Below are 23,009 nucleotides of genomic sequence, written 5' to 3' on the forward strand. Positions count from 1 at the left end.
ACAGTTTCAACTGTTCGCGCAGCGTAATAGATGCAGCCCGGTGCGGGGTGTCCCTTATTGACCCGTTGTCGGCAGCCTCACCCCGTGCCGGATAGGGTGCACAGGTGATTGACCCCGCGCCCGCCCGCCTGGTCGTCCTCATCTCCGGATCGGGCAGCAACCTGCAGGCTCTTCTCGAAGCGACCAGTGACCCGGCGTTCGGCGCCGAGGTGGTCGCCGTCGGAGCGGACCGGGACGGCATCGCCGGTCTCGAGCACGCGGCCGCGGCCGGCGTTCCCACTTTCGTGGACTCGGTGAAGGCATACCCGAGTCGCGACGACTGGGACGTGGCGCTGGCCGGTCACGTCGCCGAGCACCGCCCCGACCTGGTGATCTCGGCCGGCTTCCTGAAACTGGTCGGCAAGCGGTTCCTGGAGTCCTTCGGCGACCGCTACATCAACACGCACAACGCGCTGCTGCCGTCCTTCCCGGGCATCCACGGCCCGCGGGACGCCCTCGCGTACGGCGTCAAGGTCACCGGCGCGACGCTCTTCTTCGTCGACGCCGGCGTCGACACCGGCCCGATCATCGCCCAGACCAGCGTTCCCGTGCTCGACGGTGACACGGAGGAGACGCTGTCCGAGCGGATCAAGGTGGCCGAGCGCGCCCAGCTGGTCGAGTTCGTCGGCCGGCTGGTCCGCGAGGGCTGGACCATCGAGGACAGGAAGGTACGTATCCCGTGACCACCTCATCTGACGAGGGGCGTCGTCCGATCAAGCGGGCGCTGCTGAGCGTCTGGTACAAGGACGGCATCGTCGAGCTGGCACAGGCGCTGCACGCCGCCGGTGCGGAGATCGTCTCGACCGGGTCGACCGCGTCGACCGTGGAGAAGGCCGGTGTCCCGGTCACCCGCGTCGAGGAGCTCACCGGGTTCCCGGAGGTGCTCAGCGACCGGGTCAAGACGCTGCACCCGCGGGTGCACGCCGGTCTGCTGGCCGACCTGCGGCTGGACAGCCACGTGCAGGAGCTCGCCGGCCTGGGCATCGAGCCGTTCGACCTGCTGGTCAGCAACCTCTATCCGTTCACCGAGACGGTCGCGTCCGGCGCGGACGAAGAGGACTGCATCGCCAAGATCGACATCGGTGGCCCCGCCATGGTGCGGGCGGCGGCGAAGAACCACGCCTCGGTGGCGGTGGTGACCTCAGTCGACGCGTACCCCCTGGTGGTGGAGGCGGCCAAGAACGGCGGTTTCTCGCTGACGCAGCGCCGGGTGCTCGCCGCTCGCGCTTTCGCCGACATCGCGGAGTACGACGTCGCCGTCGCCAACTGGTGCGCCCGCACCCTGACCGACGAGGCGTGGCCGGAGTTCACCGGCATCGCGCTCAAGCGGACGTCGGTGCTGCGCTACGGGGAGAACCCGCACCAGCAGGCCGCGATCTACACCGATCCGGAGGCGCCCGCCGGGCTCGCCCAGGCGACGCAGCTGCACGGCAAGGAGATGTCCTACAACAACTACGTCGACGCGGACGCCGCCTGGCGCAGCGCGAACGACTTCACCGAACCGTGCGTGGCGATCATCAAGCACGCCAACCCGTGCGGCATCGCCGTCGGCGCGGACGTGGCCGAGGCGCACCGCAAGGCGCACGCCTGCGACCCGGTGTCGGCGTTCGGCGGCGTGGTCGCGGTCAACCGTGAGGTCACCCTGGCCCTCGCCGAGCAGATCTCCGAGATCTTCACCGAGGTCGTCGTCGCGCCGTCGTTCGAGCCGGCCGCCCTCGCCCTGTTCCAGGAGAAGAAGAGCCTGCGCGTCCTGGTCGCCCCCGCGTGGAACCCGCCGGCGGCGGAGGTCAAGCAGGTCGGTGGCGGCATGCTGGTCCAGCTGGCCGACCGGATCGACGCCCAGGGCGACGACCCGTCCCAGTGGAAACTGGCCACGGGGGCCCCGGCGTCGCCCGAGGTGCTGGCCGACCTGGCGTTCGCGTGGCGGGCCATCCGCAGCGTGAAGAGCAACGCGATCCTGCTCGCCTCCGGCGGCGCGACCGTCGGTGTCGGCATGGGCCAGGTCAACCGGGTCGACTCGGCGCGCCTCGCGGTGTCCCGGGCCGGAGCCGAGCGGGCCACCGGCAGTGTCGCCGCGTCCGACGCGTTCTTCCCGTTCCCCGACGGGCTCGAGGTGCTGATCGAGGCCGGGGTGAAGGCGGTCGTCCAGCCCGGCGGTTCGATCCGCGACAACCTGGTCATCGAGGCCGCCGAGAAGGCGGGCCTGACCGTCTACTTCACGGGCACCCGCCACTTCTACCACTGAGGTCGCACGCTGCCGCTGCCGCTGCCGCTGCCGCTGCCGCTGCCGCTGCTGCCGCCGCCGGGCGCCGCTGCCGTCGGGTAGTTGATCACCCAGCCCCGCGATACTGCTGCCAACAGCCCGATTCGGCAGCCGTTTCGCGGGGCTGGGTGATCGACTACCCCGTGCGGCCGGCTGCGGCCAGGGCGGCGGCGATCACCGTGACGGTGCGGGCCGGGTTGCGCAGGACATCGGGAGCGGTGAACCGCAGCACACGCCACCCGGCGAGGTGCAGCGCGTTCAGCCGCGTGGCGTCACGACGGAACCGGGCCCGCTCCCGGTGCTGGTCTCCGTCGTACTCCAGGGCCAGCCGCAGGTGCGGCCAGGCCAGGTCGACCCGGGCGACGAAGTCGCGGCCATGCCGTACCACGAATTGCGGGGTGGGTTGCGGAAGCCCGGCGTCGCTGATCAAAAGGCGCAGTCGTGTCTCCATCGGGGACTCCGACCGCCCGTCGGCGAGCCGGAGCAGATCGGGCAGCCGGTCGGTCCCGTGCCAGCCGTGACGACTCCGGAGCATGTCGCGGACCAGATCGCGATCGAGCGCCCGGCGGCGGAGAAGCGCGTCCCACACGATCAGGGCCTCCTCGCGGGGCCATCGTCGGCCGATGTCGAAGGCGGTCCGTTCCGCGGTGGTGAGGGGCAGCCCGCCGATCGCCATGACGTCACCCGGCCAGAGCGCCGTGGAATGAACCTCGATCCGCGGTATCCGTGGCGGGGTGATCTCCCGCGGGAGCACCACGGTCACCGGAGCATCCGCGTCCCGCGCCGCGACACCCCACAGGGACGCAGCACTGGCGCCGCCGATCGCGGCCGGGCCGGGCAGCCGCTGCAGGGCTGCCTCGCACCAGAGCCGGTGATCCATCTCGGTCTCTCGGTGGGTGTAGACGCCGCGGAACAGGCGACGCCACGCCGGCCCGCGTAGTGTGGCCGGCGTGAGCAGTCCGGCGTCGATGGCCGCGGATCCGCGGAATACGGCTCCGGGTGGCGGCGGGCTCGGCATCGGAACAGCATCCCCGGGCGGCCAGGCCTGTGGACGGACCTGTGGATAACGCTCTGACGAGGGGAAGTTGGTCCTGAGTCAGTGGCTTAGGTCCCGTTCAGCCGACCGGTCGGTAATGCTCTGTTAACCGGCTGATACGGTCGCGAAAATATCGCCAGGAGACTGGGAGAAGAGAAGCTATGGGCAAGAAGGTAACCGTCGTAGGCGCCGGTTTCTACGGGTCCACGACCGCGCAGCGTCTCGCCGAGTACGACATCTTCGAGACCGTTGTGCTCACCGACATCATCGACGGCAAGCCGGCCGGTATCGCGCTCGACCTCAACCAGTCCCGGGCGATCGAGGGCTTCGAGTCCAAGGTCGTCGGTGCCAGCACCGGGCCGAACGGCGAGGGCTACGAGGCGATCGAGGGTTCCGACGTCGTCGTCGTGACCGCCGGCCTGCCGCGTAAGCCGGGCATGAGCCGGATGGACCTGCTCGAGGTCAACGCCAAGATCGTCCGCCAGGTCGCGGAGAACATCAAGAAGTACGCGCCGAACGCCGTCGTGATCGTCGTGTCGAACCCGGTCGACGAGATGACCGCGCTGGCCCAGCTCGCCACCCAGTTCCCCAAGAACCAGGTGTTCGGCCAGGCCGGTGTGCTCGACACCGCGCGTTTCACGAACTTCATCGCCGAGGAGCTCGGCGTTCCGGTCGCGAGCGTCAAGGCGCTCACGCTCGGTTCGCACGGCGACACCATGGTCCCGGTCCCGTCGCGCTGCACGGTGGACGGCAAGCCGCTGTCCGAGCTGCTCCCGGCTGACAAGATCGAGGAGCTGGTCGTCCGGACCCGGAACGGCGGCGCCGAGGTGGTCGCGCTGCTCAAGACCGGTTCGGCGTACTACGCCCCGTCCGCTGCGGCGGCACGGATGGCGAAGGCCGTGGCCGAGGACTCCGGTGTGGTCCTGCCGGTCTGTGCCTGGGTCGACGGCGAGTACGGCATCTCCGGCGTCTACCTGGGCGTCGAGGCCGAGCTGGGCGCGCAGGGCATCCGCAAGGTCGTCGAGGACAAGCTCACCGACAGCGAGGTCGCGGGTCTGAAGGCGGCTGCGGAGGCGGTTCGCGCCAAGCAGGCCGACGTGGCGAACCTCTGACGAGGTCGCGCGAGATCTGATCGGGAGAGGCCGGGGCACGTGAGCCCCGGCCTTCCTCGTCCTGTACGCCCACTCCTCACTCAACCGCAGCCACCCATGCTCCGGACCTACCCACGGAGTGGCGGGTGTGAGTCCTCATGGTCGTCGATCGCGTGGACCGGGCCGTCGACGCGGCTGGACGGTGTCGCCGGCGCCGATGAGTGGCGGCCCGGCAAGGGGGCGGCCACCGAGGCGGTGCCGCCAAGGAGCGGGCGACGACTGATCGATAGTGACACATCTCGATGCCGCTATCGCTTGGTCGCGGCACTCCCGGCGGCGCTGACCAGGGTGGCGACCGCCTTCTGAAGCTTATCGGCCCGCCGGTACGGGCAACCCTGCGAAGGTGGAGGGTGGCGCCTGGCCGGGGTCGGTCGGCGATCTTCAACGGACGGGCAGTACGCTCGTACTGCTACAGCGAGTGTTTCGGGAGAGGAGCGCCGGCGGATGGCGAAAATCAAGGTCAAGAACCCGGTCGTCGAGATCGACGGCGACGAGATGACCCGGATCATCTGGAAGCAGATCCGTGAGCAGCTGATCCTGCCCTACCTCGACGTCGAGCTGGAGTACTACGACCTCTCGATCCAGTACCGGGACGAGACCGACGACCAGGTGACGATCGACGCGGCCAACGCGATCAAGCGCCACGGCGTCGGCGTCAAGTGCGCCACCATCACGCCGGACGAGGCCCGGGTCGAGGAGTTCGGCCTGAAGAAGATGTGGCGTTCGCCGAACGGCACGATCCGCAACATCCTCGGCGGCGTCGTGTTCCGCGAGCCGATCATCATGAGCAACGTGCCGCGTCTGGTGCCGAGCTGGACCAAGCCGATCATCATCGGCCGGCACGCCCACGGCGACCAGTACAAGGCGACCGACTTCGTCGCGCCCAGCGCCGGCAAGATGACCGTCACGTTCACCCCGGCCGACGGTTCCGAGCCGATGGAGTTCCTGGTCTCGGACTTCCCGGCCGGCGGCGTCGGCATGGCGATGTACAACTACGACGAGTCGATCCGCGACTTCGCGCGCGCCTCGTTCCGGTACGGCCTGGCCCGCAACTACCCGGTCTACCTCTCCACCAAGAACACCATCCTGAAGGCCTACGACGGCCGCTTCAAGGACCTGTTCGCGGAGGTCTTCGAGGCCGAGTTCGCCGAGGCGTTCAAGGAGGCCGGCCTCATCTACGAGCACCGGCTGATCGACGACATGGTCGCCGCCGCGATGAAGTGGGAGGGCGGCTACGTCTGGGCCTGCAAGAACTACGACGGTGACGTGCAGTCCGACACCGTCGCGCAGGGCTTCGGCTCGCTCGGCCTGATGACCAGTGTGCTGATGACCCCGGACGGCCAGAGTGTCGAGGCCGAGGCCGCGCACGGTACCGTCACCCGGCACTACCGGCAGTGGCAGAAGGGCGAGAAGACGTCGACGAACCCGATCGCGTCGATCTTCGCCTGGACCGGTGGCCTCAAGCACCGCGGCAAGCTGGACGGGACCCCCGAGGTCACCAAGTTCGCCGAGACGCTGGAGCAGGTCTGCATCGAGACCGTCGAGGGCGGTCAGATGACGAAGGACCTCGCGTTGCTGATCTCCAAGGACGCGCCGTGGCTGACGACCGACGAGTTCATGAACGCGCTCGACGAGAACCTGGCGCGTAAGCTCGCCGCCTGATCTCACATCGATAAAGGCCCGCCGGGGAACCGGTGGGCCTTTTGTCGTGAACGGGACCTACGTCAGTTGAGATAGTGCCTTTACGCAGCGTGCGCGAACTGCTAGGCCGCGAAGGATGGGGATTGAGCGGGAGAACCCGCGAAGCCCTACCGAGGAGTGGCAGTGGCAGTGGCGGAGAAGGAGCAGGTGTCGATCGACACCCTGGTGGTGAACGCGACGAAGGCGCTCGCTGATTACGCGGAGTACACCCAGGAACAGATCGACCACATCGTCGGCAAGGCCTCGGTGGCGGCGCTGAACAAGCACGGGCACCTTGCCCGGCTGGCGGTCGAGGAGACCGGCCGCGGTGTCTTCGAGGACAAGGCCGTCAAGAACATCTTCGCCTGTGAGCACGTCACGAACAGCATGGCGGGGATGAAGACGGTCGGCGTGATCTACCGCGACGACGTCGACGGGATCACCGAGATCGCCGATCCGGTCGGAGTGGTCTGCGCGGTCACCCCGGTCACCAATCCGACCTCGACCACGATCTTCAAGGCGCTGCTGGCGTTGAAGACCCGCAACCCGATCATCTTCGCCTTCCACCCCAGCGCGCAGCGGTGCAGTGCCGAGGCGGCCGCGGTGGTACGGGACGCGGCGATCGCGGCCGGTGCGCCGGAGAACTGCGTGCAGTGGGTCGAAACGCCGTCACTGGCGGCGACCGGTGAACTGATGAACCATGCCGGGGTGGCGACGATCCTGGCCACCGGCGGCAACGCGATGGTGCGCGCCGCGTACTCGACGGGGAAGCCGGCGCTGGGCGTCGGGGCCGGCAACGTCCCGGCCTACGTCCACCCCTCCGCGGACGTGGTCCGCGCCGCGCACGACATCGTGCTCTCCAAGACCTTCGACAACGGCATGATCTGCGCGTCCGAGCAGGCCGTCATCCTGGACACGAAGATCGCCGCGCAGGCGCTGAAGGAGTTCAAGCGGCTGCACGGCTACGTCGTGTCGGCCAAGGAGAAGAAGCTCCTGCAGGACTTCATCTTCCCGCCGGACGGCGACGGCAAGGACTGCGTCGGCGAGAAGCTCAACGCCACGGTGGTCGGCCAGTCGCCGGTGTGGATCGCCGAGCAGGCCGGGTTCAGTGTCCCCGCGGACACCTCGATCCTGCTGGCCGAGATCGCCGAGGTCGGGCCGGCCGAGCCGCTGTCCCGGGAGAAGCTCTGCCCGGTTCTGGCCGTTCTGAAGGCCAAGGACGAGGACCAGGGCATCCTGTACGCCGAGCAGATGGTCGAGTTCCACGGCCTCGGCCACAGTGCCGTCGTGCACGCGAAGGACGCGGCGTTCTCGGAGCGGTTCGGCATGCGGATGAAGGCCGTCCGGATCATCTGGAACGCGCCGGCGTCGCAGGGCGGCATCGGCGACATCTACAACGGATTCCGGCCGTCGCTGACCCTCGGCTGCGGCAGTTACGGGCACACCTCGGTCTCCGACAACGTGTCCGCCCTGAACCTGCTCAACATCAAGCGCATCGGCCGTAGGACGAACAACATGCAGTGGTTCAAGGTGCCGGCGAAGATGTACTTCGAGCCGCACGCCATCCGATACTTCCGTGACATGCCGGGCGTCTCCCGGGTCACCATCGTCACCGACCACACCATGACCAAGCTCGGGTACGTGGACCGGATCAGCACCGTGCTGCGCGAGCGTCCCGACCCGGTGACGATCCAGGTCATCGACAACGTCGAGCCGGAACCCAGCATCGACACCGTGCAGAACGGCGCGGCGCTGATGCGCTCGTTCCGTCCGGACACCATCATCGCGCTCGGCGGTGGCTCGCCGATGGACGCGGCGAAGGTGATGTGGCTGCTCTACGAGCACCCGGACGTCGACTTCGCGGACATGCGGGAGAAGTTCTTCGACGTCCGCAAGCGGGCCTTCAAGTTCCCGACGCTGGGCAACCTGGCGAAGCTGGCCTGCGTGCCCACCACCTCGGGTACGGGTGCGGAGGTCACCCCGTTCGCGGTCATCACCGACACCGCGACCGGTCAGAAGTACCCGCTCGCCGACTACGCGCTCACCCCGAGCGTGGCGATCATCGACCCGCATCTGACCAAGGACCTGCCGGCCGTGGTCACCGCGGACAGCGGCTTCGACGCGCTGACCCACGCCACCGAGGCGTACGTGTCGGTGTACGCCAGCGACTTCACCGACGGGCTGGCGCTGCACGCCATCAAGCTGATCTTCAGCAATCTGGAACGGGCGGTGAAGCAGGGCGGCGCCGACCCGCTGGCCCGGGAGAAGATGCACAACGCCGGGACGATCGCCGGCATGTCGTTCGGCAACGCGTTCCTCGGCATCGTGCACGCCATGGCGCACACCCTCGGCGCGACCTTCCACGTGGCGCACGGCCGGACCAACGCGATCCTGCTGCCGCACGTGATCCGGCACAACGGCACCGTCCCGGCGAAGCTGAACAGCTGGCCCAAGTACGAGCGGTACGTGGCCCCGGAACGTTTCCAGGACATCGCCCGGCACTTGGGGCTGCCCGCCGAGACCCCGGAGCAGGGCGTCGAGTCGTACGCCCAGGCGGTCGAGCGCCTGCGGGACGCGGTCGGGATCCCGTCGTCGTTCAAGGGCGCCGGCGTGGAGGAGCGGGAGTTCCTGGACGCGCTGCCGCAGCAGGCGATGAACGCCTACCTCGACCAGTGCGCGCCGGCCAACCCGCGGATGCCGATGCTGGCCGACCTCGAGCGGATCATGAAGAACGCCTACTTCGGCGGCTGACCCCACCGCGTTGACTTCAGGCGCCCGAATTCAACACACCCACCGCGGTGTGTTGAGTTTGGGCGCCTACGCCGCCCGAATTCGACACGGGTAGTGGGGTGTGTTGAGTTTGGGCGCTCACGCCGCCCGAATTCGACACGGGTAGTGGGGTGTGTTGAGTTTGGGCGCTCACGCCGCCCGAATTCAACACAGGCAGTGGGGTGTGTTGAGTTTGGGTGTCCACGCCGCCCGAATTCGACACGGGTAGTGGGGTGTGTTGACTTCGGGCGCGTAGGACGCCTGAAGTCAACACACCGTTTGGGGGTTCAGACGGCGTCACGCAGCAGCTGGGCGGCGTTCTCCGGGACGATGTCGTTGACGAACGCGCCCATCGCCGACTCCGACCCGGCCAGGAACTTCAGCTTGTCCGCCGCGCGGCGGATGCTGAACAGCTGCAGGTGCAGGTAACCCAGCTCGCGGCCCTCGCCGACCACGGCCTGGTGCCACGCCGAGATGTACGGCATCGGCTTGCCGAACAGCCCGTCGAAGCGGTGCAGCAGGTCGAGGTAGAGCGGGCCGAACGCGTCCCGCTCGGCGTCGGTCAGCGCGGGCAGGTCCGGCACCTGACGGTGCGGGGCCAGGTGCACCTCGAACGGCCAGCGGGCGGCGGCCGGCACGTATGCCGTCCAGTGTTCGTTGGAAGCGACCACCCGGACCTTGGCGGCCTGCTCGGCGGCGAGGACGTCGGCGTACAGGTTGCGCCCGCCGGTCTTCTCCGCGTGTGCCCGCGCGGCCCGCAGCATGGCGGCCGTCTTCGGGGTGACCGTCGGGTAGGCGTAGATCTGGCCGTGCGGGTGGTGCAGCGTCACGCCGATCTCGACGCCACGGTTCTCGAACGGGAAGACCTGCGCGACGCCGGGCATCGTGGAGATCTCCGCGGTCCGGTCGGCGAGGGCGTCGATCACGGTGCGGACGCGCGACGGCGGCAGCGAACCGAACGCGGCGTTGTGGTCGCTGGTGAAGCAGACCACCTCGCAGCGCCCCTGACCCGGGCGGACCGGCACCAGCTCGGTCACCTGGGTCAGCTCGTTCGCCACGATCCGGTCGCTGAACGACGGGAACTGGTTCTCGAAGACCGCCACGTCGTAGCTCGGTGCCGGGATCTCACTGGCGAACCGCTCGGTCGTCGGGCAGAGCGGGCAGGCGTCCGACGGCGGCAGGAAGGTCCGGGTGTTGCGGTGCGCGGCGATCGCGACCCACTCGTCGACCAGCGGGTCGTACCGCAGCTGCGAGGCGGGCGGCGGTGGGGGCAGTTGGCGGGTGTCCGCGAACGAGGCCCGGCCGCTGTCCGGCGTCTCGTCGAAATAGATCAGTTCTCGGCCGTCCGAGAGACGTACGGCCGAGCGGGTCGGGGTCACTGGGGGTTCACCACCACGAGTTCGGGAACAGTTTCCGAGAGTAGAGCGCGAGCGTCGTCGTCCACGCCGGTATCGGTGATCAGGACGTCGGCACGGTCGAGGGAGACGATCGAGGAGATGCCGACCGTGCCCCATTTGGTGTGGTCGGCCAGCACGACGAGACGCTCGGCGGCTTCCACCAGGGCGCGGTTGACGTCCGCCTCCATCAGGTTGGGCGTGGTGTATCCGGCGCGCTCGCTCATGCCGTGCACGCCCAGGAACAGCACGTCCAGGTGGAGGGTGCCGATTGCGGCCACCGCCACCGGTCCGACGAGCGCGTCCGACGGTGTCCGCGTGCCGCCGGTGAGCACCACGGTCTGGTCCGGGCGGCCGGCCCGGTAGAAGACGTCGGCGACCGGGATCGAGTTGGTCACCACGGTCAGTGAGGGGACGTCGACGAGACGTTGGGCCAGCTCGGCGGTGGTGGTGCCGGCGGAGAGCGCGATGGCGTCGCCGGGCGAGACGAACGAGGCGGCGCGCATGGCGATCGCCGTCTTCTCGTCGCGCTGGCGCACCGACTTGGCGGCGAAGCCGGGCTCGTGCGCGGAACCGGGGTTGACGGTGGTCGCGCCGCCGTGCACCTTGGCCAGCAGGCCCCGGTCGGCCAGGGCCTCCAGGTCGCGGCGGATCGTCATGTCGGAGACGCCGTACTCGGTGGCGAGCTCGCTGACGCGGACGCCGCCGGTGGCGCGGACCCGGTCGAGGATCGATGCCTGACGCTGCTGAGCGAGCATCAGGGTTCCACCACATTCGTTGGGGGGAACCGCACTAATTCGAACACACTCGAACACTACCTCCTCGGGAGGCGTGTTCGGAAGGGTGAGTTCAGATACCCCGGCCCCGCTTGTGCAGGGCGGAGAGCACGTTCTCCACCTTCACCGCACCGGTGATCGCGGCCAGGGCGATCGCGGTCCGCGGCTCCTTCCAGTTGGCCCGCACCGCCTCCTTGCTGTACCGCCAGGCCTGACTGCGGTTGCCGGTCGCCGCCGACCAGCACGCCAGCTGCCCGTACACCCGGGCCGCGCCGGGACGGCAGCCGCTGATCTCCGGGTGCCGTTGCATCATCCACCGCAACGAGGAGATCTTGGTGGCGTACTCGTACGCGTAATGCGAGGTGCGCCCCCACAGCACCTGGACCAGCGGTTCGTCCAGGTGCACGATCGGCGCCCGGCGCGCCGCCCGCAGCAGCAGATCCCAGTCCTCGTTCTGGCTGCCCGGCGCGTCCTCGGCGACCAGCCCCATCGCGTCCTCGGCCAGCGCCTCCCGCCGGATCAGGAACGACGACGAGTGCAGCATGGCCATCCGGGACCGGGCCAGATGATCCACGGTGACCCGGTTCGCGCCGGCCAGCCGGGGCGTGGTGTGCCCCTCGTACTCCACCTCGATCGCGCAGGTGGCGAACTCGGCGTCCGGCTCGGCCAGCAGGGCGGCGACCTGGCGGCGCAGCTTGTCCGGCAGCCAGCGGTCGTCGTCGTCGCAGAACGCCACCAGCTCGGTGCCGAGTGCCAGCACCCCGGAGTTGCGGGCCCCGGCCAGGCCGGACGCGCGCCAGTTGGTCAGCACCAGCACCGGCACGCCGTCGGTGGAGGCCAGCAGGTAGTCCGGCTCGGTCTGGTCGTACACCACGACGACCTTCATCTCACCCGGATAGCGCTGCTCGCGGACCGCGGCGATGGCCCGGCGGACCAGCTCGGGACGGTTCCGGGTCGGGATGACGATCCCGACGGACGGCCAGTTCATCGTGCCTCCGGGTTGAGGGGGTAGCCGTACGCGTGCAGCAGCGGACTACAGACCGCGCCGACCAGCCGCCGCTGCGACCTCGGCAGCGCGTGGACCCAGGCGTCGTCGCGGCGCAGTGCCAGCCGTCCGACGGTGAAGCGCATCGGGTTGCCGGCCGCACTGTGCCCGGCCCGCAGATCGGCGTGCCCGGCCCGGAGGAAGTCCAGGTCAGCCGTGTGCAGGGTGAGGCCGGCGAAGTCGGCGAGCCGGATCAGCCCGGCCCGGGGGGAGGCGAGGAACTCCTCGTAGCGGATCCGGCGCACCGGCACGCCCCGCCGCGCGAGCAGCCCGAAGGCGGCGTTGTGCGCGTTCCAGAGCAGCGCCGAGCGGCCGGGGGAGTAGCGGGTCATCTCGCCCGCGCCGTCGGTCTCCGGCCGGGCCACCCGCTTGGTCCACGAGTACGCGACCCCGCGGGCGTCGCGCACCATGTGCACCACCCGCAGGTCGATGTCGGGTGCCCAGCGCAGCACGTGGGCCAGGGCCGAGTGCTTCGACGAGTCGATCACCACCGGTGCGCCGGAGACCTCGGCGGCGGCGGCGTAGACCCGGGCGTAGTAGGAGGCGTACTCGGTGACCGCGGAGCCGGGCGCGGTGGTGGTGGCCAGGCGCGGGATGTGCCGGGTGCGTTCCACCGCGTCGCGCAGGGCGTGCACCCGGTCGACGTCGACCTTGTCCCAGCCGCCGAAGGCCCGCTCGCCGATCTTGCGCCAGAAGTCGCAGCCGGAGAACCGTTCGCCGCAGCCGCACCGCTCGTCGTCGCGGATGTCGCGCTGCCAGAGGTGGACGACCTCGCCCAGGGCGCACATCCCGGGGAGCTCTCCGAGCAGACGTTCGACGAGCGTTGTCCCGCTTCGCCCCAATCCGCCCAAAAAAAGCACCCGTGCCACTTTGCTCACCTTCGCTCGTTTCGCTCTGGTAACGAGCGAAGAGCGCAAAAGGAGGCGTTAGATAATGATCGAGGCTTTCGACCGTGTTCGGCTGGACGGTACGGGCATCGACCGGATCACCGAGGAGGAGGTCGTGGCCGTGGTCCGGGACGCCCTCGCCCACCGGCGGGGCGGGCGGATCATCACCCCGAACGTCGACATCCTGCGCCGTGCGGCGGCCGACCCCCGGATCCGCCGGCACCTCGACGACGCCGACCTCATCGTCGCCGACGGCATGCCGCTGGTCTGGGCCAGCCGGCTCGGCGGCTCACCGCTGCCCGGACGGGTGGCCGGCAGCGACCTGATCTGGTCCCTCTCCGCGGGCCTCGGCCGCGACGGCCGGTCGATCTTCATCGTCGGCGGCACCCCGGAGAAACCCGGACCGGACGGCGCGACCAGGGCGGCCGCACGTCTGGCGGCCGCGTCTCCCGGTCTGCGGATCGCCGGGGCGACCAGCCCGGAGTACGGGTTCGAGCGCGACGAGGACGCCTATGCGCGGTTCCGCGCGACGGTGATCGACGCGAAGCCGGACCTGGTCTTCGTCTGCCTCGGGTTCCCGAAGCAGGAGGAGGTGATCGAGCGGCTCCGCCCGGAACTGCCGGAGACCTGGTTCATCGGCCTCGGCGCCTCGGTGAACTTCGTCGCCGGTGACGTCTCGCGGGCGCCGCGCTGGATGCAGCGGTCCGGTCTGGAGTGGGCGCACCGCCTCGGCTCCGAACCGCGCCGGCTGGCCGGACGCTATCTGCGGCACGACGCGCCGTACGCCCTGCGGCTGCTCGCCACCGCCCCCGTCGCCCGGGTCACCGACCGCCCCTGATCGGTCCTGCCCCGACCCGCCGGCCCGGGTCACCGGGCGTGCCTCGCCCGCCGCCGGGGGAAGCCGCGGAAACCGGCACAGCGCGGGGCCGCGCCGGCCGGGCGTTCCGGCCGGCCGATCGTCGGCTGCGGGCAGGCGGCCGACTCGTAGTCCTCCTGCCAGGGGAAGTGATCCCACGGGTCGGGCCAGACGATCTGCCGCAGCCGGACCCGGGGCCCGCCGTAACGCGCCACGGCGGCGCCCGGGAACAGCAGATCGGTCGGCTCCCCGGCCACGATCACCACGTCGTGGCCCTCGAGCAGATCGCCGACGCGCTGGCCGTGGCGCAGCCGCACGCCGTCCTCGGTGAGGCGGGTGGCCAGCTCGTTGAGCAGCGCCTGACCGGTCTCCGGCGGCAGCCCGGCAACGGTCAGCTCGGGCAGCCCGGCCTCGGTCAGGCCCACCGTGTAGGCGAAGGGCATCGCGTCGTCGGGGTCGTCGAGGTCGGGCAGCACGTGCACCACCGCCCAGCCGAACTGCTCGATGATCTCGCTCTGGCGCTGGAAGAAGTCGTCGCGGAAGGACATCGGTGGCACCCCCGGAGTCGGTGCGGTCGGTCGGACGAACCCACTATGGAACACGTGTACGACACTTTTCCGCTGCCGGTGGCCGAGGGCGCCACCGTTCGACCGATCAGGGATTGAAATAGGGGTCCCGAACGAGGGAGTGGAACGCGCCGAAGGCCGCCTTGTCGCCGCTCAGCTGGAACTGCTGGTTCGGCCCGTTGCCCTCCGGATCCGACTCGAAGTACGCGACCGCCTTGATCTGCTGGTTCGCCTTGAAGGTGCGTTCGGCGTCGCGCAGCCAGGCCGCCCGGTTCGCCGAACCCCACGCCTTGGCCACCCCGAACTCGCCGATCACGATCGGTTTCGGCCGCTGTGCCGCCCAGTCCAGGAACGGCCCCATCAGCGTGCCGATCGGCTGGAACTCGGCGCCGGCGTACACGTCCACGCAGGTCCAGTCGACCTGGTCGTCGCCCGGGTAGAAGTCCGGCGCCTCCCCCCGGACGAAACCCTCCGCGGTCGGGCACCACACCCAGGACACGTTCTCGGTCCGCTCGTCGCGGAAGATGTCCCGCACGTACTTCCACGCCGCGATGTAGTCGGCGCCCGACCACATCGTCGCCCGCAGGTTGGGCCGGTCCATCTCCCAGCGCATCCGCAGCAGCACCGGCCGCTTGATCTTCTTGATCGCGCGGGCCTGCCTGCGGATCAGCCGGTCGTGCTCACCGGCCAGGACCGACCGGTTGTCCCCGGTGGCCCAGCTGATCATCAGCGACGCGCCCTGGGACAGGAACTCCTTGTCCGAGGCGGTGCCCATCATCTGGTCGAACCGGCGGTACGTGTTGATGAAGTTCAGCCGCCGCCCCAGCGACTGCTCCAGACCACCGACCGCGGCCAACCGGCCGACATGGGTCAGCTCGTCCGGCTTGATCCACGCGCCCAGGTACGCGCCCCGTCCGGGCGGCGCGAACGGCCCGGCCGCGAACGGCCCCGGGGCGATCGCGACGGCCCGCGGCCGGCTCGTCAGGTCCGGGGCCGGCTGCGGGGCGTCGTCCTTGTCGTCCCGGCCGCACCCGGCGGCCAGCAGGAGCAGCACGGCGACGGCGGCGGCACGCTTACGCATGGACCCGCCGCGCGGTGTAGAGGACGTTCACCGCGTACGCGTCGCTGCCCGGCACCCGCCGTGCCGCCGCGTCGGCCAGCCGCGCCGCCCGGCTTTCGTGCAGCGACGGCGTGAGCATGGTGAACCCGCGACGTTCGACGACCTCGAAGCCGTGCCGGGCCAGCAGCTGCTCCACCTGGTCGTGGGAGAGTTCCGCGAACCAGCGCTCGCCGTCGTGCCGCCGCGCCCGCAGGTGCCGCACCGAACCGGCGTTGCCGTGGTTCTCCACCACGAGCACCCCGGATCCGTGGTGCGGCAGCACCTTCGCGGCGAACGCCAGCGCCCGGTCCCGGACCGCCTCGTCCACGTTGAGCAGCAGCCGGAAGATCGTCACGATCGCCGGGAAACCGGCCGCCACCGGGTTCGGCACCGGACCGTCGGACGCCACGTGATGCCAGTACGCCCGGGCGCCCACCTCGGACGCCTTCTCCATCATCTCGGCCGAGGTGTCGTACCCGTGCGCCTCCCGGACCAGGCCGTGCAGCCCGCGGATCACCCGTCCGGTGCCGCACGCGAAGTCGTGCTGCACCGGCGGATTCTCCGGGAACTCCCGGCGCACCAGGCCACGCAGGTAGTCCCGCTGCCGCGTGCTGATCCGCGACGCGTAGCTGTCCGGCGCGTAGGTCACCGTCTCGTACTTCTCGACCGCCTCGGTGTCCTGGAACACCTCGGTGTACTCGCTGGTCATCCATCCTCCACATCAGATCGCCGGGCGAAAGCGCCGAGCGCCAATTCGTCGCGCAGCAGCCATACCCCTGCGCAGTAGGCGGCCACGGCCACGGTCAGAACCGGGACCAGCACGGCCGGGCCGTCGCCGAGCAGCGCGACCGCGCCCTGCGGAAGGACACCGCAACAGCCGGCGGCCAGCAGCGCCGCCGTCCGGGTGCCGCGGCCGAACGGGTGCAGGCCGGCGGCGCGGTACACCTGGGCCAGCGGAAGCAGGTTGTTCACGACCATCGCGCAGGCCAGCCCGGCGGCCGCGCCGAGCGCACCCCAGCGGGGGATCAACAGCACGTCGAGGCCGATCGTGACGGCCAGCGCGACCAGCACGTTGCCCAGGTTCAGCGAGGTGCGCCCGGCCATCGCCAGCACCATGTCGACCATGCCGCAGCCGGTGGCCACCAGCATCGCCCCGGCCAGCACCCGCACCACCGGGGCGCCGGCGGCGTACTCCGGGCCGAACAGCCGCAGATACCACGGGGCGCAGACCGCCACCAGCAGACAGATCGGCCAGGTGACCAGGACCAGCCAGCCGGTCGCGGTCCGGTAGAGCCGGTTCGCCGCCTCCCGGTCGCCGGTGCTCAACGCCTCGGCGAGACGCGGCTGCACCGACTGGGACAGGCCCTGGTTGGCGAACTGGATCAGCACCACGAACCGGCCGGCCACCGCGTAGACCGCGGCCGGGGCCAGCCCGCCGAGCGCTGCGACCAGCAGCACGTCGACGCGCTGCAGGGCGAGCTGGGCCACCGCGGCCAGGGCACGGGGCCCGGTGAAGGCCCAGAACTCGCGCCGCAGGCCACGGCGCTCGGTCCGGTCCGGTCCGGCCCCGGGCGGGCGCCCGGCCAGGTAGACGCGGCGGGCGGCGTACCCGGAGAGGATCGCGACCGGCAGGTAGGGGGCGGCCCACGCACACGCGAAGACCGGGAGGGACGCGGCCAGCCAGAGCGTCGCGACCCCGGCCACGCTCACCGCGGCCAGCTGCAGACCGCTGCGCAGCAGACGGTCGAGCAGCACGGTGGGACGCATCCGGCGATAGCCGCGGGTGACCGTGAGCAGCACGTCGGTGAGCGCCTGCAACGGCAGGAAGACGGCGAGGACCCGCAGGCCGGCGGTGTGCGCGGCGATCACGTGCGGGGCGTCGTCCGCGGTCACCCGGGCGATCTGCGGCGCGGCCAGCCACATCCCCGCCGCCAGCATCAGGGAGAAGACCAGCACCGGGGTCAGCCCGGTACGCAGACAGGCGCCGAGCAGATGACTGCGCCCGGTGGCCCGCAGCCGGGCCGGCCAGTACACCAGACCGGTGCCGGTACCCAGCTTCGCCAGGCCACCGAGCAGCACGAACGCCGCCGTCGCGGCGAAGAACGCGCCGGCCTGCGCCGGCCCCAGCACCCGGGCGACGATCCAGGTGACCGCGACCCCGGTGCCGCCGGCCAGCGCCGATCCGGCCATGTTCGCCAGACCGCCGCGGGCCGCACCGGCAGTGCCGGCCGTGTCGGCCGAACCCCCCGGAACGGTCGCGGTCGTGGTCATCCGCGTCGCCAGATCGGGGTACGCCCCAGCCACCCGGCCAGTGCCTCGTCGTGCGGCCGGTAGTAGGCGGTCAGGATGCGGCGCAGATCCGGATCCATGTCGCTCTGCCGGGGCCGGGCGTTGTGCCGCTCGAACGGCGGACGGCCCAGGTCGGCGGGGAGGCCGAGGAACGCGCACACCTCGTCGTAGACCGGCTCCGGGTCGGTGAAGAACCGCTCGCTCTCCACCACGTGGATGCGTTCCCGGCCGACGTGCTGCGCCATCACGCTCAGGTAGCGGGCGTACTCGCCGCGGGCCCGGTACGCGTGGTGCTGGTGGGCGAAGCTGTAGAAGTCCGGGTCCGCGGCGAGCCGGTCCTCCTGCCGGTGCAGACGGGCCGGTTCGAGGGCCAGGGCGGCCCCGAAGTCGCGTTCCGGCTCGAAGGCACGGGCCACCTCGTGATGGTGCTGCGAGTAGGCGCGTTCGACCGGGTCACGGACCAGCACGACGAGTTTCGCGTACGGCAGGTCCTGGGCGATCCGGGCGGCCGCCTGCGGGTGGTACATGTAGTACGGGCTGGACTCGAAGGTCTGCGCGGGCACGCCGTACCGCCCGGCCACCTTCTCGGCGCTGCGCAGCAACGGGAAATGCGCCCTGTACCAGTCCATCCCGCGGTCGTACGACGTGTCGAAGAAGTGCACGCCCTTGTGCAGCACGGCCTTCAGCACCACCGGGTGCGACGCCAGAGCCCGGTACAACGAGGTCGTGCCGCACCGTTGCCCGCCGCAGATCAGGAACGACGGCAGCATCCGGTTCTCCGCGGTGAGCCGTCCGTACGAGCGGGAACCGAGGTGCACCACCCGTTTCATCGGGGCGGGCAGGTCGCGTACATGCATCTTGATTAGAGCTCCTCTACGCGCCGGACCAGAACCGGCAGCAGCCACGTGCCGAGCACACCGAGCCGGGCACCCGCCTCGGCCTGCCGGTCGGACAGGTAACGAACGGCCAGGTCGGCGAGGTAGAGCAGGGCGGTCATCTCGCGGGCCGCCGGGTCCACCCCGAACGGGGCGAGCAGCTCGCCGGATCGCCGCACGGTCGCCTCGACCGCCTCCCGGGCGTCCCCGGTGGACTGGATGCGCCGCTGCAACTCGTGGTGCACGGCGTCGAAGCCGAACGGGACCCCGGTGGCGAACCGCTCCCAGTCCCAGACGAGCAGCGTCTCGTCCAGGTTCGCCATGTTCCAGGGGGCCCAGTCGCCGTGCCAGGAGCCGTACCGCAGCGTGGTGTCACCGGCGTGCGCGGCCAGCACCCGGGCCGCGGCCGCCAGCCCGGCGCCCTCCGGCCGGTCGGCCACCGTGTCGATGCGGTGCAGCAGCTGCCCCCAGTACCCGCTGGCGGTCAACGGCCCGGTGGTGTGCCCGCAACAGCCGGCCACGTCGAGCATCGCCGCGGTCAGCCGGTGCGGGCTCAGGGGCGCCCGGGGCAGCCAGACCGGCAGCGCCGACTGGACCAGCACCTGCATGTCGCGCCACTCGCCGGCGTGCAGCACCCGCGGCACGGTCAGCCGGGTCAGCCCGCTGGTGGCGAGGGTGGACAGGGCGGCCGTCTCGGCGGCGACCAGCCGGCGGGTCAGCGGACCGGTGCTCAGCTTGCCGAAGGCGAACGTCTCACCGTCCGGGCTGAGCAACTGCAGGACCGGCTTGCGGTTGGCGCGGGCCGGGCCGATGTGGATGCTGACCGACAGGTCACGGCGCAACGCCTCGCTGAGGTAGCCGTCGATGCCCGCCGACACCGGTCCGGTCACCCGGATCCGGTCGCGCAGCAGCAGGCCCGCGGTCCGGGTGTGCACGGCGGCCACCACGGCGTCACGTTTGAGCCGGGCCAGGCGGGACTGGGGTTCGGCGTACCGGCGGACGGCCGCGGCGGCGACCCGGGGGGAGTGCGCGGGCACCAGCAGGCGGGGCCGGCGGGCGTTCGGCACCACCAGGTACTCGGCGATCAGCGGACCCGGCTCGCCGTCGGTGCGGCACGGCTCCGGGTAGAGCCGGCCGAGAACCTCGGCGAGGTATCGGGTCCGCAGGGCCGCGTCGTCGGCGGTCAGTCCGGCGGGTGCGGTCTTGACCGGGCTCATGGGGTGTCCCCCTCCATCCAGTTGCGCCACAGCAGGGCGTACGCCAGAACCATGAAGGCCAGGGGGGTGACCAGCGAGTTGTACCAGAGCATCGCCGAGAACGAACCGACCAGCGCGGCGCCGCCGGCGATCCCCGCCGGGCTGCGGTCCCGGCGGAAACGCCACAGGCCGTACCCGAAGAAGCCCAGGTAACCGACGGTGCCGACCGTGCCGTGCGCGTAGAGCAACTGCCAGAGCTGACCGTTGCCGCCGACGGTGAAGTTGCCGCAGCGTTCGCAGCCGGCGCTCTCCCCGACCGTGATCGAGTTGCGCCCGCCGAGGGTGTTGCGGGTGCCGCCGTACCCGATCACCGGGGATTCGGCGAAACCGTCCAGGGCCCGTTCGATCAGGAACGAGCGGACCCCGTTGGACTTGCCGTTGTCCATCCGGGCCTGCACGGTGCCGCCGAGCGGGGTGGCGAGCAGCGCGAACGCGAGCGCCCCACCGGCGAGTGCCACCGCGCCGAGGACCCAGAGGCGGCCGGCCAGCACGTAGCGGATCGCCACGTAGACGACCATCACGCCGATGCCGATCCACAGGCCCCGGTTGAGCGAGGCGACCGCGGGCACCACCGACACCGCCAGGATGCCCATGGCGAGGGCGCGGCGGCCGTTGCGGTGGCTGGCCCAGGCCGCGACGAGCAGCCAGCCGACCAGCAGGCAGAAGTTGTTGCCCCAGGTGTTGGTGTACCCCCAGGGCGCGGCCGGCCGGGGCTTCTCACCGCCGACCAGGTCCATGATCTGCGCCGCGTACGGGTGCACCAGCGACCGCACGAAGCCCTTGTTGCGCACCCCGGACGGGAGCAGCCACTCGACCGGTGAGGTGAACTCGAAGGTGCCGGCCACCATGCCGAGCAGACCGCCCAGCACGGTCACCACGAACATCCCGGCGAGCAGCCGGACCAGTCGACGGCGGGACAACTCCGACTCGGCGAGGTTCCCGGCGTAGACCAGGAGCACGGTCAGCGACGCGTACATCGCGAATTTGTAGACGACGGCCGGGAGCCGGGCGCCGGCCCGCTCCACCACCGTGCCGGCCGGATCCGCACCCAGCGCGGCGATGCTGACCAGCACCGCCACCAGGAAGATCACCCACCAGGCGAAGCCCGGCGGCAGCAGCACCGGCCGTCCCGCCGCCCGTCTGCGGATCAGCAGGAACATCATCGGGGCGGCCATCAGACCGAAGATCAGCACGCCCAGGCCGAGCGCCCACCAGAGCGGGTAGAGCAGCAGGATCCCGGCCACCGGCCAGGCCGGCAGGGTGCGGTTGCGGGTGCCGCGCCGGTCCGGTCCGGCGGTGGGTGCCGCCGCCGCGACCACGGTCACTTGGTGTCGCCGTCGCGCCGTTTTAGAACCGCGGCCAGCTGCTGGGTCGGGGCCTCGTGCCCGTCGTCCTTCGCCGGTGACGGCCGGGGGGAGGGTGCCGGCAGGGTCACCGCCGGCGCTTCGATCTCGCTGGGACGCGGCACGGTCAGCCGGGGCATCACCACCGCGCCGAGCAGGCGGGTGCCGACCCGCTGCAGCTGCTCGGTGGCGTCCTCCAGGGCGGGCCGGCGTGAACGCCGCAGCTCGACCGCGAGGATCGCCGCGTCGGCCAGGCTGGCCAGGCTCTGCGCGTCGGCGCTGCTGCTGGTGGACGGCGCCTCGATCACCACGTAGCCGCCCTGGCCGCGCAGCGCCTGCAGGGTGTCCTTGAGGCGCTGCGACTGCATCAGGCCGGCCGCGGTGGCCGCCCCGCCGGTGGTGATCACCCGCAGCGAGGGGATGCGCGGCGTGCGCTGCAGGGCCCGGGACAGGCCGACCCGGCCGGCCAGCAGGTCGGAGAGACCGGGCACGGCGGAGACCCCGAGCATCCGGGCCAGCGGCGCGGCGTCGACCACGCTGTCCGGCAGGTGCGCCCCGATCAGAACCACATCTGATCCGGTACGCGCCAGAGCAGCCGCCAGGTTCGCGGCGACGAGCGTGCTCGCCGATCCGCGGCTGGTCCCGGTCACCACGATGATCTGGTCGTCCGGCTCCAGGCTGGCCAGCACCTCGTTACGCAGCCTGTTGAAGACCCGCCCGCCCGGCCCGTACGGCTGCAGCACGTCGTCGAAGTGCGGGGTGCTGCGCTCGTCCAGGGTGGCCAGGACCGGCACCCGGCCGCGGTCCCGGACGTCCGCCGCGGTCACCAGCCGGCGGTCGAAGCGTTCCCGCAGGTACGCCAGGCAGAGCCCGAGCAGCAGGCCGATCATGGCGCCGGCGCCGATGTTCAACCAGGTGTTCGGGCTGCTCGGCGTCTCCGGCAGGCGGGCGTCGCTGATGATGCTGCCGCCGCCAACCGTGGTGGTGGTCAGCTCGTTGAGGCGCCCGGTCAGCGAGTTCAGCTGGTTCTGCGAGTTGTTCCGCAGGCTCAGCAGGTTGCTCTCGGTCGGGCTGCCCGGCACCGCCGACGCCAGCCGCGCGTTGATCCCGGTCAGCGCCCCGGTGAGCTGCTTGACCTTGAGGTTGAGTGAGCGGATCTGCTTGTCCAGCTGGTACCGGGCGGTCTCCTCGCGGTTGCGCAGGTACGCCTCCGCGAAGGCGTGCGACCCGGCCTGCGCCTTCTGCGGCGTGTCCGCCTGGAACGTGATCACCAGGACGGTGGTGTTCGCCGGTACCTGCACCGACACCGAGCGGGCCAGTTCCACCGGGGAGATCCCGCTGCGCAGCAGGGTGCCCGCCTTGACCGCGACCGCGCCGGAGCCGACCAGCTGGGCCTCGGTGTCCAGGTTGACCGCGCCCTTGGTCCGGCCGCCCTGGGCGTTGGTGTCCTGGTCGACCGACTGGACCAGCACGGAGGTGGCCGACTCGTACACCTTCGGCATGGTCTGTGTCACGACCGCGCCCGCGCCCAGGCCCGCCCCCGTGGCCACCAGAGCAATCCACCAGTGCCGTCGGAGCGCCCCCAGATAGTGAGAGATATCGGCGGACGCTGGGCGTGGCGCTTCCATCAGAGTTCGGCGGCCTTCCGGGAGGAGTGGTGTTGCCAGCTTTAGGGCGTTTCGCCC

General features: G+C 70.9%; 20 protein-coding genes. 6 read left to right on the forward strand and 14 right to left on the reverse strand.

What is annotated here, in order from left to right:
- Positions 1–104: 104 nt before the first annotated feature.
- Positions 105–722 (forward strand): phosphoribosylglycinamide formyltransferase, encoded by a 618-nt coding sequence (gene purN / locus QSK32_RS06975; RefSeq protein ID WP_045745528.1) that lies wholly within the window; start codon positions 105–107, stop codon positions 720–722.
- Positions 719–2,284, forward strand: a complete 1,566-nt coding sequence (gene purH / locus QSK32_RS06980; protein WP_285471468.1) for a bifunctional phosphoribosylaminoimidazolecarboxamide formyltransferase/IMP cyclohydrolase — start codon at positions 719–721, stop codon at positions 2,282–2,284. Before purN ends, purH begins: the two co-directional genes overlap by 4 nt.
- Here purH and QSK32_RS06985 read toward each other — a convergent pair.
- The gene (locus QSK32_RS06985; protein ID WP_285471469.1) at positions 2,275–2,397 is read right to left on the reverse strand and encodes a hypothetical protein; all 123 of its coding nucleotides are present in this window, start codon (positions 2,395–2,397) and stop codon (positions 2,275–2,277) included. The two genes, purH and QSK32_RS06985, sit on opposite strands and share 10 nt — an antisense overlap.
- Positions 2,398–2,438: 41 nt before the next feature.
- On the reverse strand, positions 2,439–3,320 hold the full coding sequence (locus QSK32_RS06990; RefSeq protein WP_285471470.1) for an endonuclease domain-containing protein: 882 nt from the start codon (positions 3,318–3,320) through the stop codon (positions 2,439–2,441).
- 179 nt (positions 3,321–3,499) lie between these two features.
- Between QSK32_RS06990 and mdh the strand changes: the two genes are divergently transcribed.
- The 3 genes from mdh (at position 3,500) to adhE (ending at position 8,920) form a co-directional block, all read left to right on the forward strand.
- Complete coding sequence (gene mdh, locus QSK32_RS06995) at positions 3,500–4,450, forward strand: malate dehydrogenase (protein ID WP_045745531.1); 951 nt, start codon at positions 3,500–3,502, stop codon at positions 4,448–4,450.
- Positions 4,451–4,933: 483 nt separating this feature from the next.
- Complete coding sequence (locus QSK32_RS07000; RefSeq protein WP_045745532.1) at positions 4,934–6,151, forward strand: NADP-dependent isocitrate dehydrogenase; 1,218 nt, start codon at positions 4,934–4,936, stop codon at positions 6,149–6,151.
- Between the two features lie 162 nt (positions 6,152–6,313).
- Complete coding sequence (adhE, locus tag QSK32_RS07005; RefSeq protein ID WP_281179103.1) at positions 6,314–8,920, forward strand: bifunctional acetaldehyde-CoA/alcohol dehydrogenase; 2,607 nt, start codon at positions 6,314–6,316, stop codon at positions 8,918–8,920.
- A gap of 305 nt (positions 8,921–9,225) precedes the next feature.
- Here the strand turns inward: adhE and galT are convergent, their stop codons facing one another.
- The 4 genes from galT to QSK32_RS07025 all read right to left on the reverse strand — a co-directional run bounded on the left by galT (position 9,226) and on the right by QSK32_RS07025 (position 13,022).
- Positions 9,226–10,317: a galactose-1-phosphate uridylyltransferase gene (galT, locus tag QSK32_RS07010; protein WP_285471471.1), complete on the reverse strand. Its 1,092-nt coding sequence runs from the start codon at positions 10,315–10,317 to the stop codon at positions 9,226–9,228.
- Positions 10,314–11,090 carry a DeoR/GlpR family DNA-binding transcription regulator gene (locus tag QSK32_RS07015; protein WP_045745535.1) on the reverse strand — a complete coding sequence of 259 codons (777 nt, stop codon included), beginning with the start codon at positions 11,088–11,090 and terminating at the stop codon, positions 10,314–10,316. Before QSK32_RS07015 ends, galT begins: the two co-directional genes overlap by 4 nt.
- Positions 11,091–11,181: 91 nt before the next feature.
- Positions 11,182–12,096: a glycosyltransferase family 2 protein gene (locus tag QSK32_RS07020; RefSeq protein ID WP_045745536.1), complete on the reverse strand. Its 915-nt coding sequence runs from the start codon at positions 12,094–12,096 to the stop codon at positions 11,182–11,184.
- Positions 12,093–13,022 (reverse strand): sulfotransferase, encoded by a 930-nt coding sequence (locus QSK32_RS07025; RefSeq protein ID WP_045745537.1) that lies wholly within the window; start codon positions 13,020–13,022, stop codon positions 12,093–12,095. The genes QSK32_RS07020 and QSK32_RS07025 overlap by 4 nt, the downstream gene beginning before the upstream one ends.
- Before the next feature lie 64 nt (positions 13,023–13,086).
- Here QSK32_RS07025 and QSK32_RS07030 point away from each other — a divergent pair, with 64 nt between their 5' ends.
- Positions 13,087–13,878: a WecB/TagA/CpsF family glycosyltransferase gene (locus tag QSK32_RS07030; protein WP_045745538.1), complete on the forward strand. Its 792-nt coding sequence runs from the start codon at positions 13,087–13,089 to the stop codon at positions 13,876–13,878.
- A gap of 29 nt (positions 13,879–13,907) precedes the next feature.
- On the opposite strand, the gene QSK32_RS07035 is transcribed toward QSK32_RS07030, so the two are convergent.
- From QSK32_RS07035 to QSK32_RS07070, 8 genes are all read right to left on the reverse strand, one after another.
- The gene (locus QSK32_RS07035) at positions 13,908–14,444 is read right to left on the reverse strand and encodes a DUF4262 domain-containing protein (protein WP_063775561.1); all 537 of its coding nucleotides are present in this window, start codon (positions 14,442–14,444) and stop codon (positions 13,908–13,910) included.
- A gap of 106 nt (positions 14,445–14,550) precedes the next feature.
- Complete coding sequence (locus QSK32_RS07040) at positions 14,551–15,543, reverse strand: glycosyl hydrolase (protein WP_285471472.1); 993 nt, start codon at positions 15,541–15,543, stop codon at positions 14,551–14,553.
- Positions 15,536–16,270, reverse strand: coding sequence for a methyltransferase domain-containing protein (locus QSK32_RS07045; RefSeq protein WP_045745540.1), 735 nt, complete (start codon positions 16,268–16,270; stop codon positions 15,536–15,538). Before QSK32_RS07045 ends, QSK32_RS07040 begins: the two co-directional genes overlap by 8 nt.
- Positions 16,267–17,832: an MATE family efflux transporter gene (locus QSK32_RS07050; protein ID WP_045745541.1), complete on the reverse strand. Its 1,566-nt coding sequence runs from the start codon at positions 17,830–17,832 to the stop codon at positions 16,267–16,269. The genes QSK32_RS07045 and QSK32_RS07050 overlap by 4 nt, the downstream gene beginning before the upstream one ends.
- Positions 17,829–18,707 (reverse strand): sulfotransferase family protein, encoded by an 879-nt coding sequence (locus QSK32_RS07055; RefSeq protein WP_045745542.1) that lies wholly within the window; start codon positions 18,705–18,707, stop codon positions 17,829–17,831. The genes QSK32_RS07050 and QSK32_RS07055 overlap by 4 nt, the downstream gene beginning before the upstream one ends.
- Positions 18,708–18,712: 5 nt before the next feature.
- Positions 18,713–19,942 carry a hypothetical protein gene (locus QSK32_RS07060; protein ID WP_052720915.1) on the reverse strand — a complete coding sequence of 410 codons (1,230 nt, stop codon included), beginning with the start codon at positions 19,940–19,942 and terminating at the stop codon, positions 18,713–18,715.
- On the reverse strand, positions 19,939–21,306 hold the full coding sequence (locus QSK32_RS07065; RefSeq protein ID WP_285471473.1) for an O-antigen ligase family protein: 1,368 nt from the start codon (positions 21,304–21,306) through the stop codon (positions 19,939–19,941). The genes QSK32_RS07060 and QSK32_RS07065 overlap by 4 nt, the downstream gene beginning before the upstream one ends.
- On the reverse strand, positions 21,303–22,874 hold the full coding sequence (locus tag QSK32_RS07070) for a lipopolysaccharide biosynthesis protein (protein WP_502872511.1): 1,572 nt from the start codon (positions 22,872–22,874) through the stop codon (positions 21,303–21,305). The genes QSK32_RS07065 and QSK32_RS07070 overlap by 4 nt, the downstream gene beginning before the upstream one ends.
- Between the last annotated feature and the right edge of the window lie 135 nt (positions 22,875–23,009).

The organism is Actinoplanes sp. NBRC 101535 (assembly GCF_030269225.1).
GTDB lineage: Bacteria > Actinomycetota > Actinomycetes > Mycobacteriales > Micromonosporaceae > Actinoplanes > Actinoplanes rectilineatus.

Coding starts and splice junctions, on each gene's coding strand:
- QSK32_RS06990 (WP_285471470.1), bottom strand. CDS start 3,320: ATGCCGAGCCCGCCGCCACCCGGAGCCGTATTCCGCGGATCCGCGGCC.
- mdh (WP_045745531.1), top strand. CDS start 3,500: ATGGGCAAGAAGGTAACCGTCGTAGGCGCCGGTTTCTACGGGTCCACG.
- QSK32_RS07000 (WP_045745532.1), top strand. CDS start 4,934: ATGGCGAAAATCAAGGTCAAGAACCCGGTCGTCGAGATCGACGGCGAC.
- QSK32_RS07015 (WP_045745535.1), bottom strand. CDS start 11,090: ATGCTCGCTCAGCAGCGTCAGGCATCGATCCTCGACCGGGTCCGCGCC.
- QSK32_RS07020 (WP_045745536.1), bottom strand. CDS start 12,096: ATGAACTGGCCGTCCGTCGGGATCGTCATCCCGACCCGGAACCGTCCC.
- QSK32_RS07030 (WP_045745538.1), top strand. CDS start 13,087: ATGATCGAGGCTTTCGACCGTGTTCGGCTGGACGGTACGGGCATCGAC.
- QSK32_RS07035 (WP_063775561.1), bottom strand. CDS start 14,444: ATGTCCTTCCGCGACGACTTCTTCCAGCGCCAGAGCGAGATCATCGAG.
- QSK32_RS07040 (WP_285471472.1), bottom strand. CDS start 15,543: ATGCGTAAGCGTGCCGCCGCCGTCGCCGTGCTGCTCCTGCTGGCCGCC.
- QSK32_RS07045 (WP_045745540.1), bottom strand. CDS start 16,270: ATGACCAGCGAGTACACCGAGGTGTTCCAGGACACCGAGGCGGTCGAG.
- QSK32_RS07050 (WP_045745541.1), bottom strand. CDS start 17,832: ATGACCACGACCGCGACCGTTCCGGGGGGTTCGGCCGACACGGCCGGC.
- QSK32_RS07055 (WP_045745542.1), bottom strand. CDS start 18,707: ATGCATGTACGCGACCTGCCCGCCCCGATGAAACGGGTGGTGCACCTC.
- QSK32_RS07060 (WP_052720915.1), bottom strand. CDS start 19,942: ATGAGCCCGGTCAAGACCGCACCCGCCGGACTGACCGCCGACGACGCG.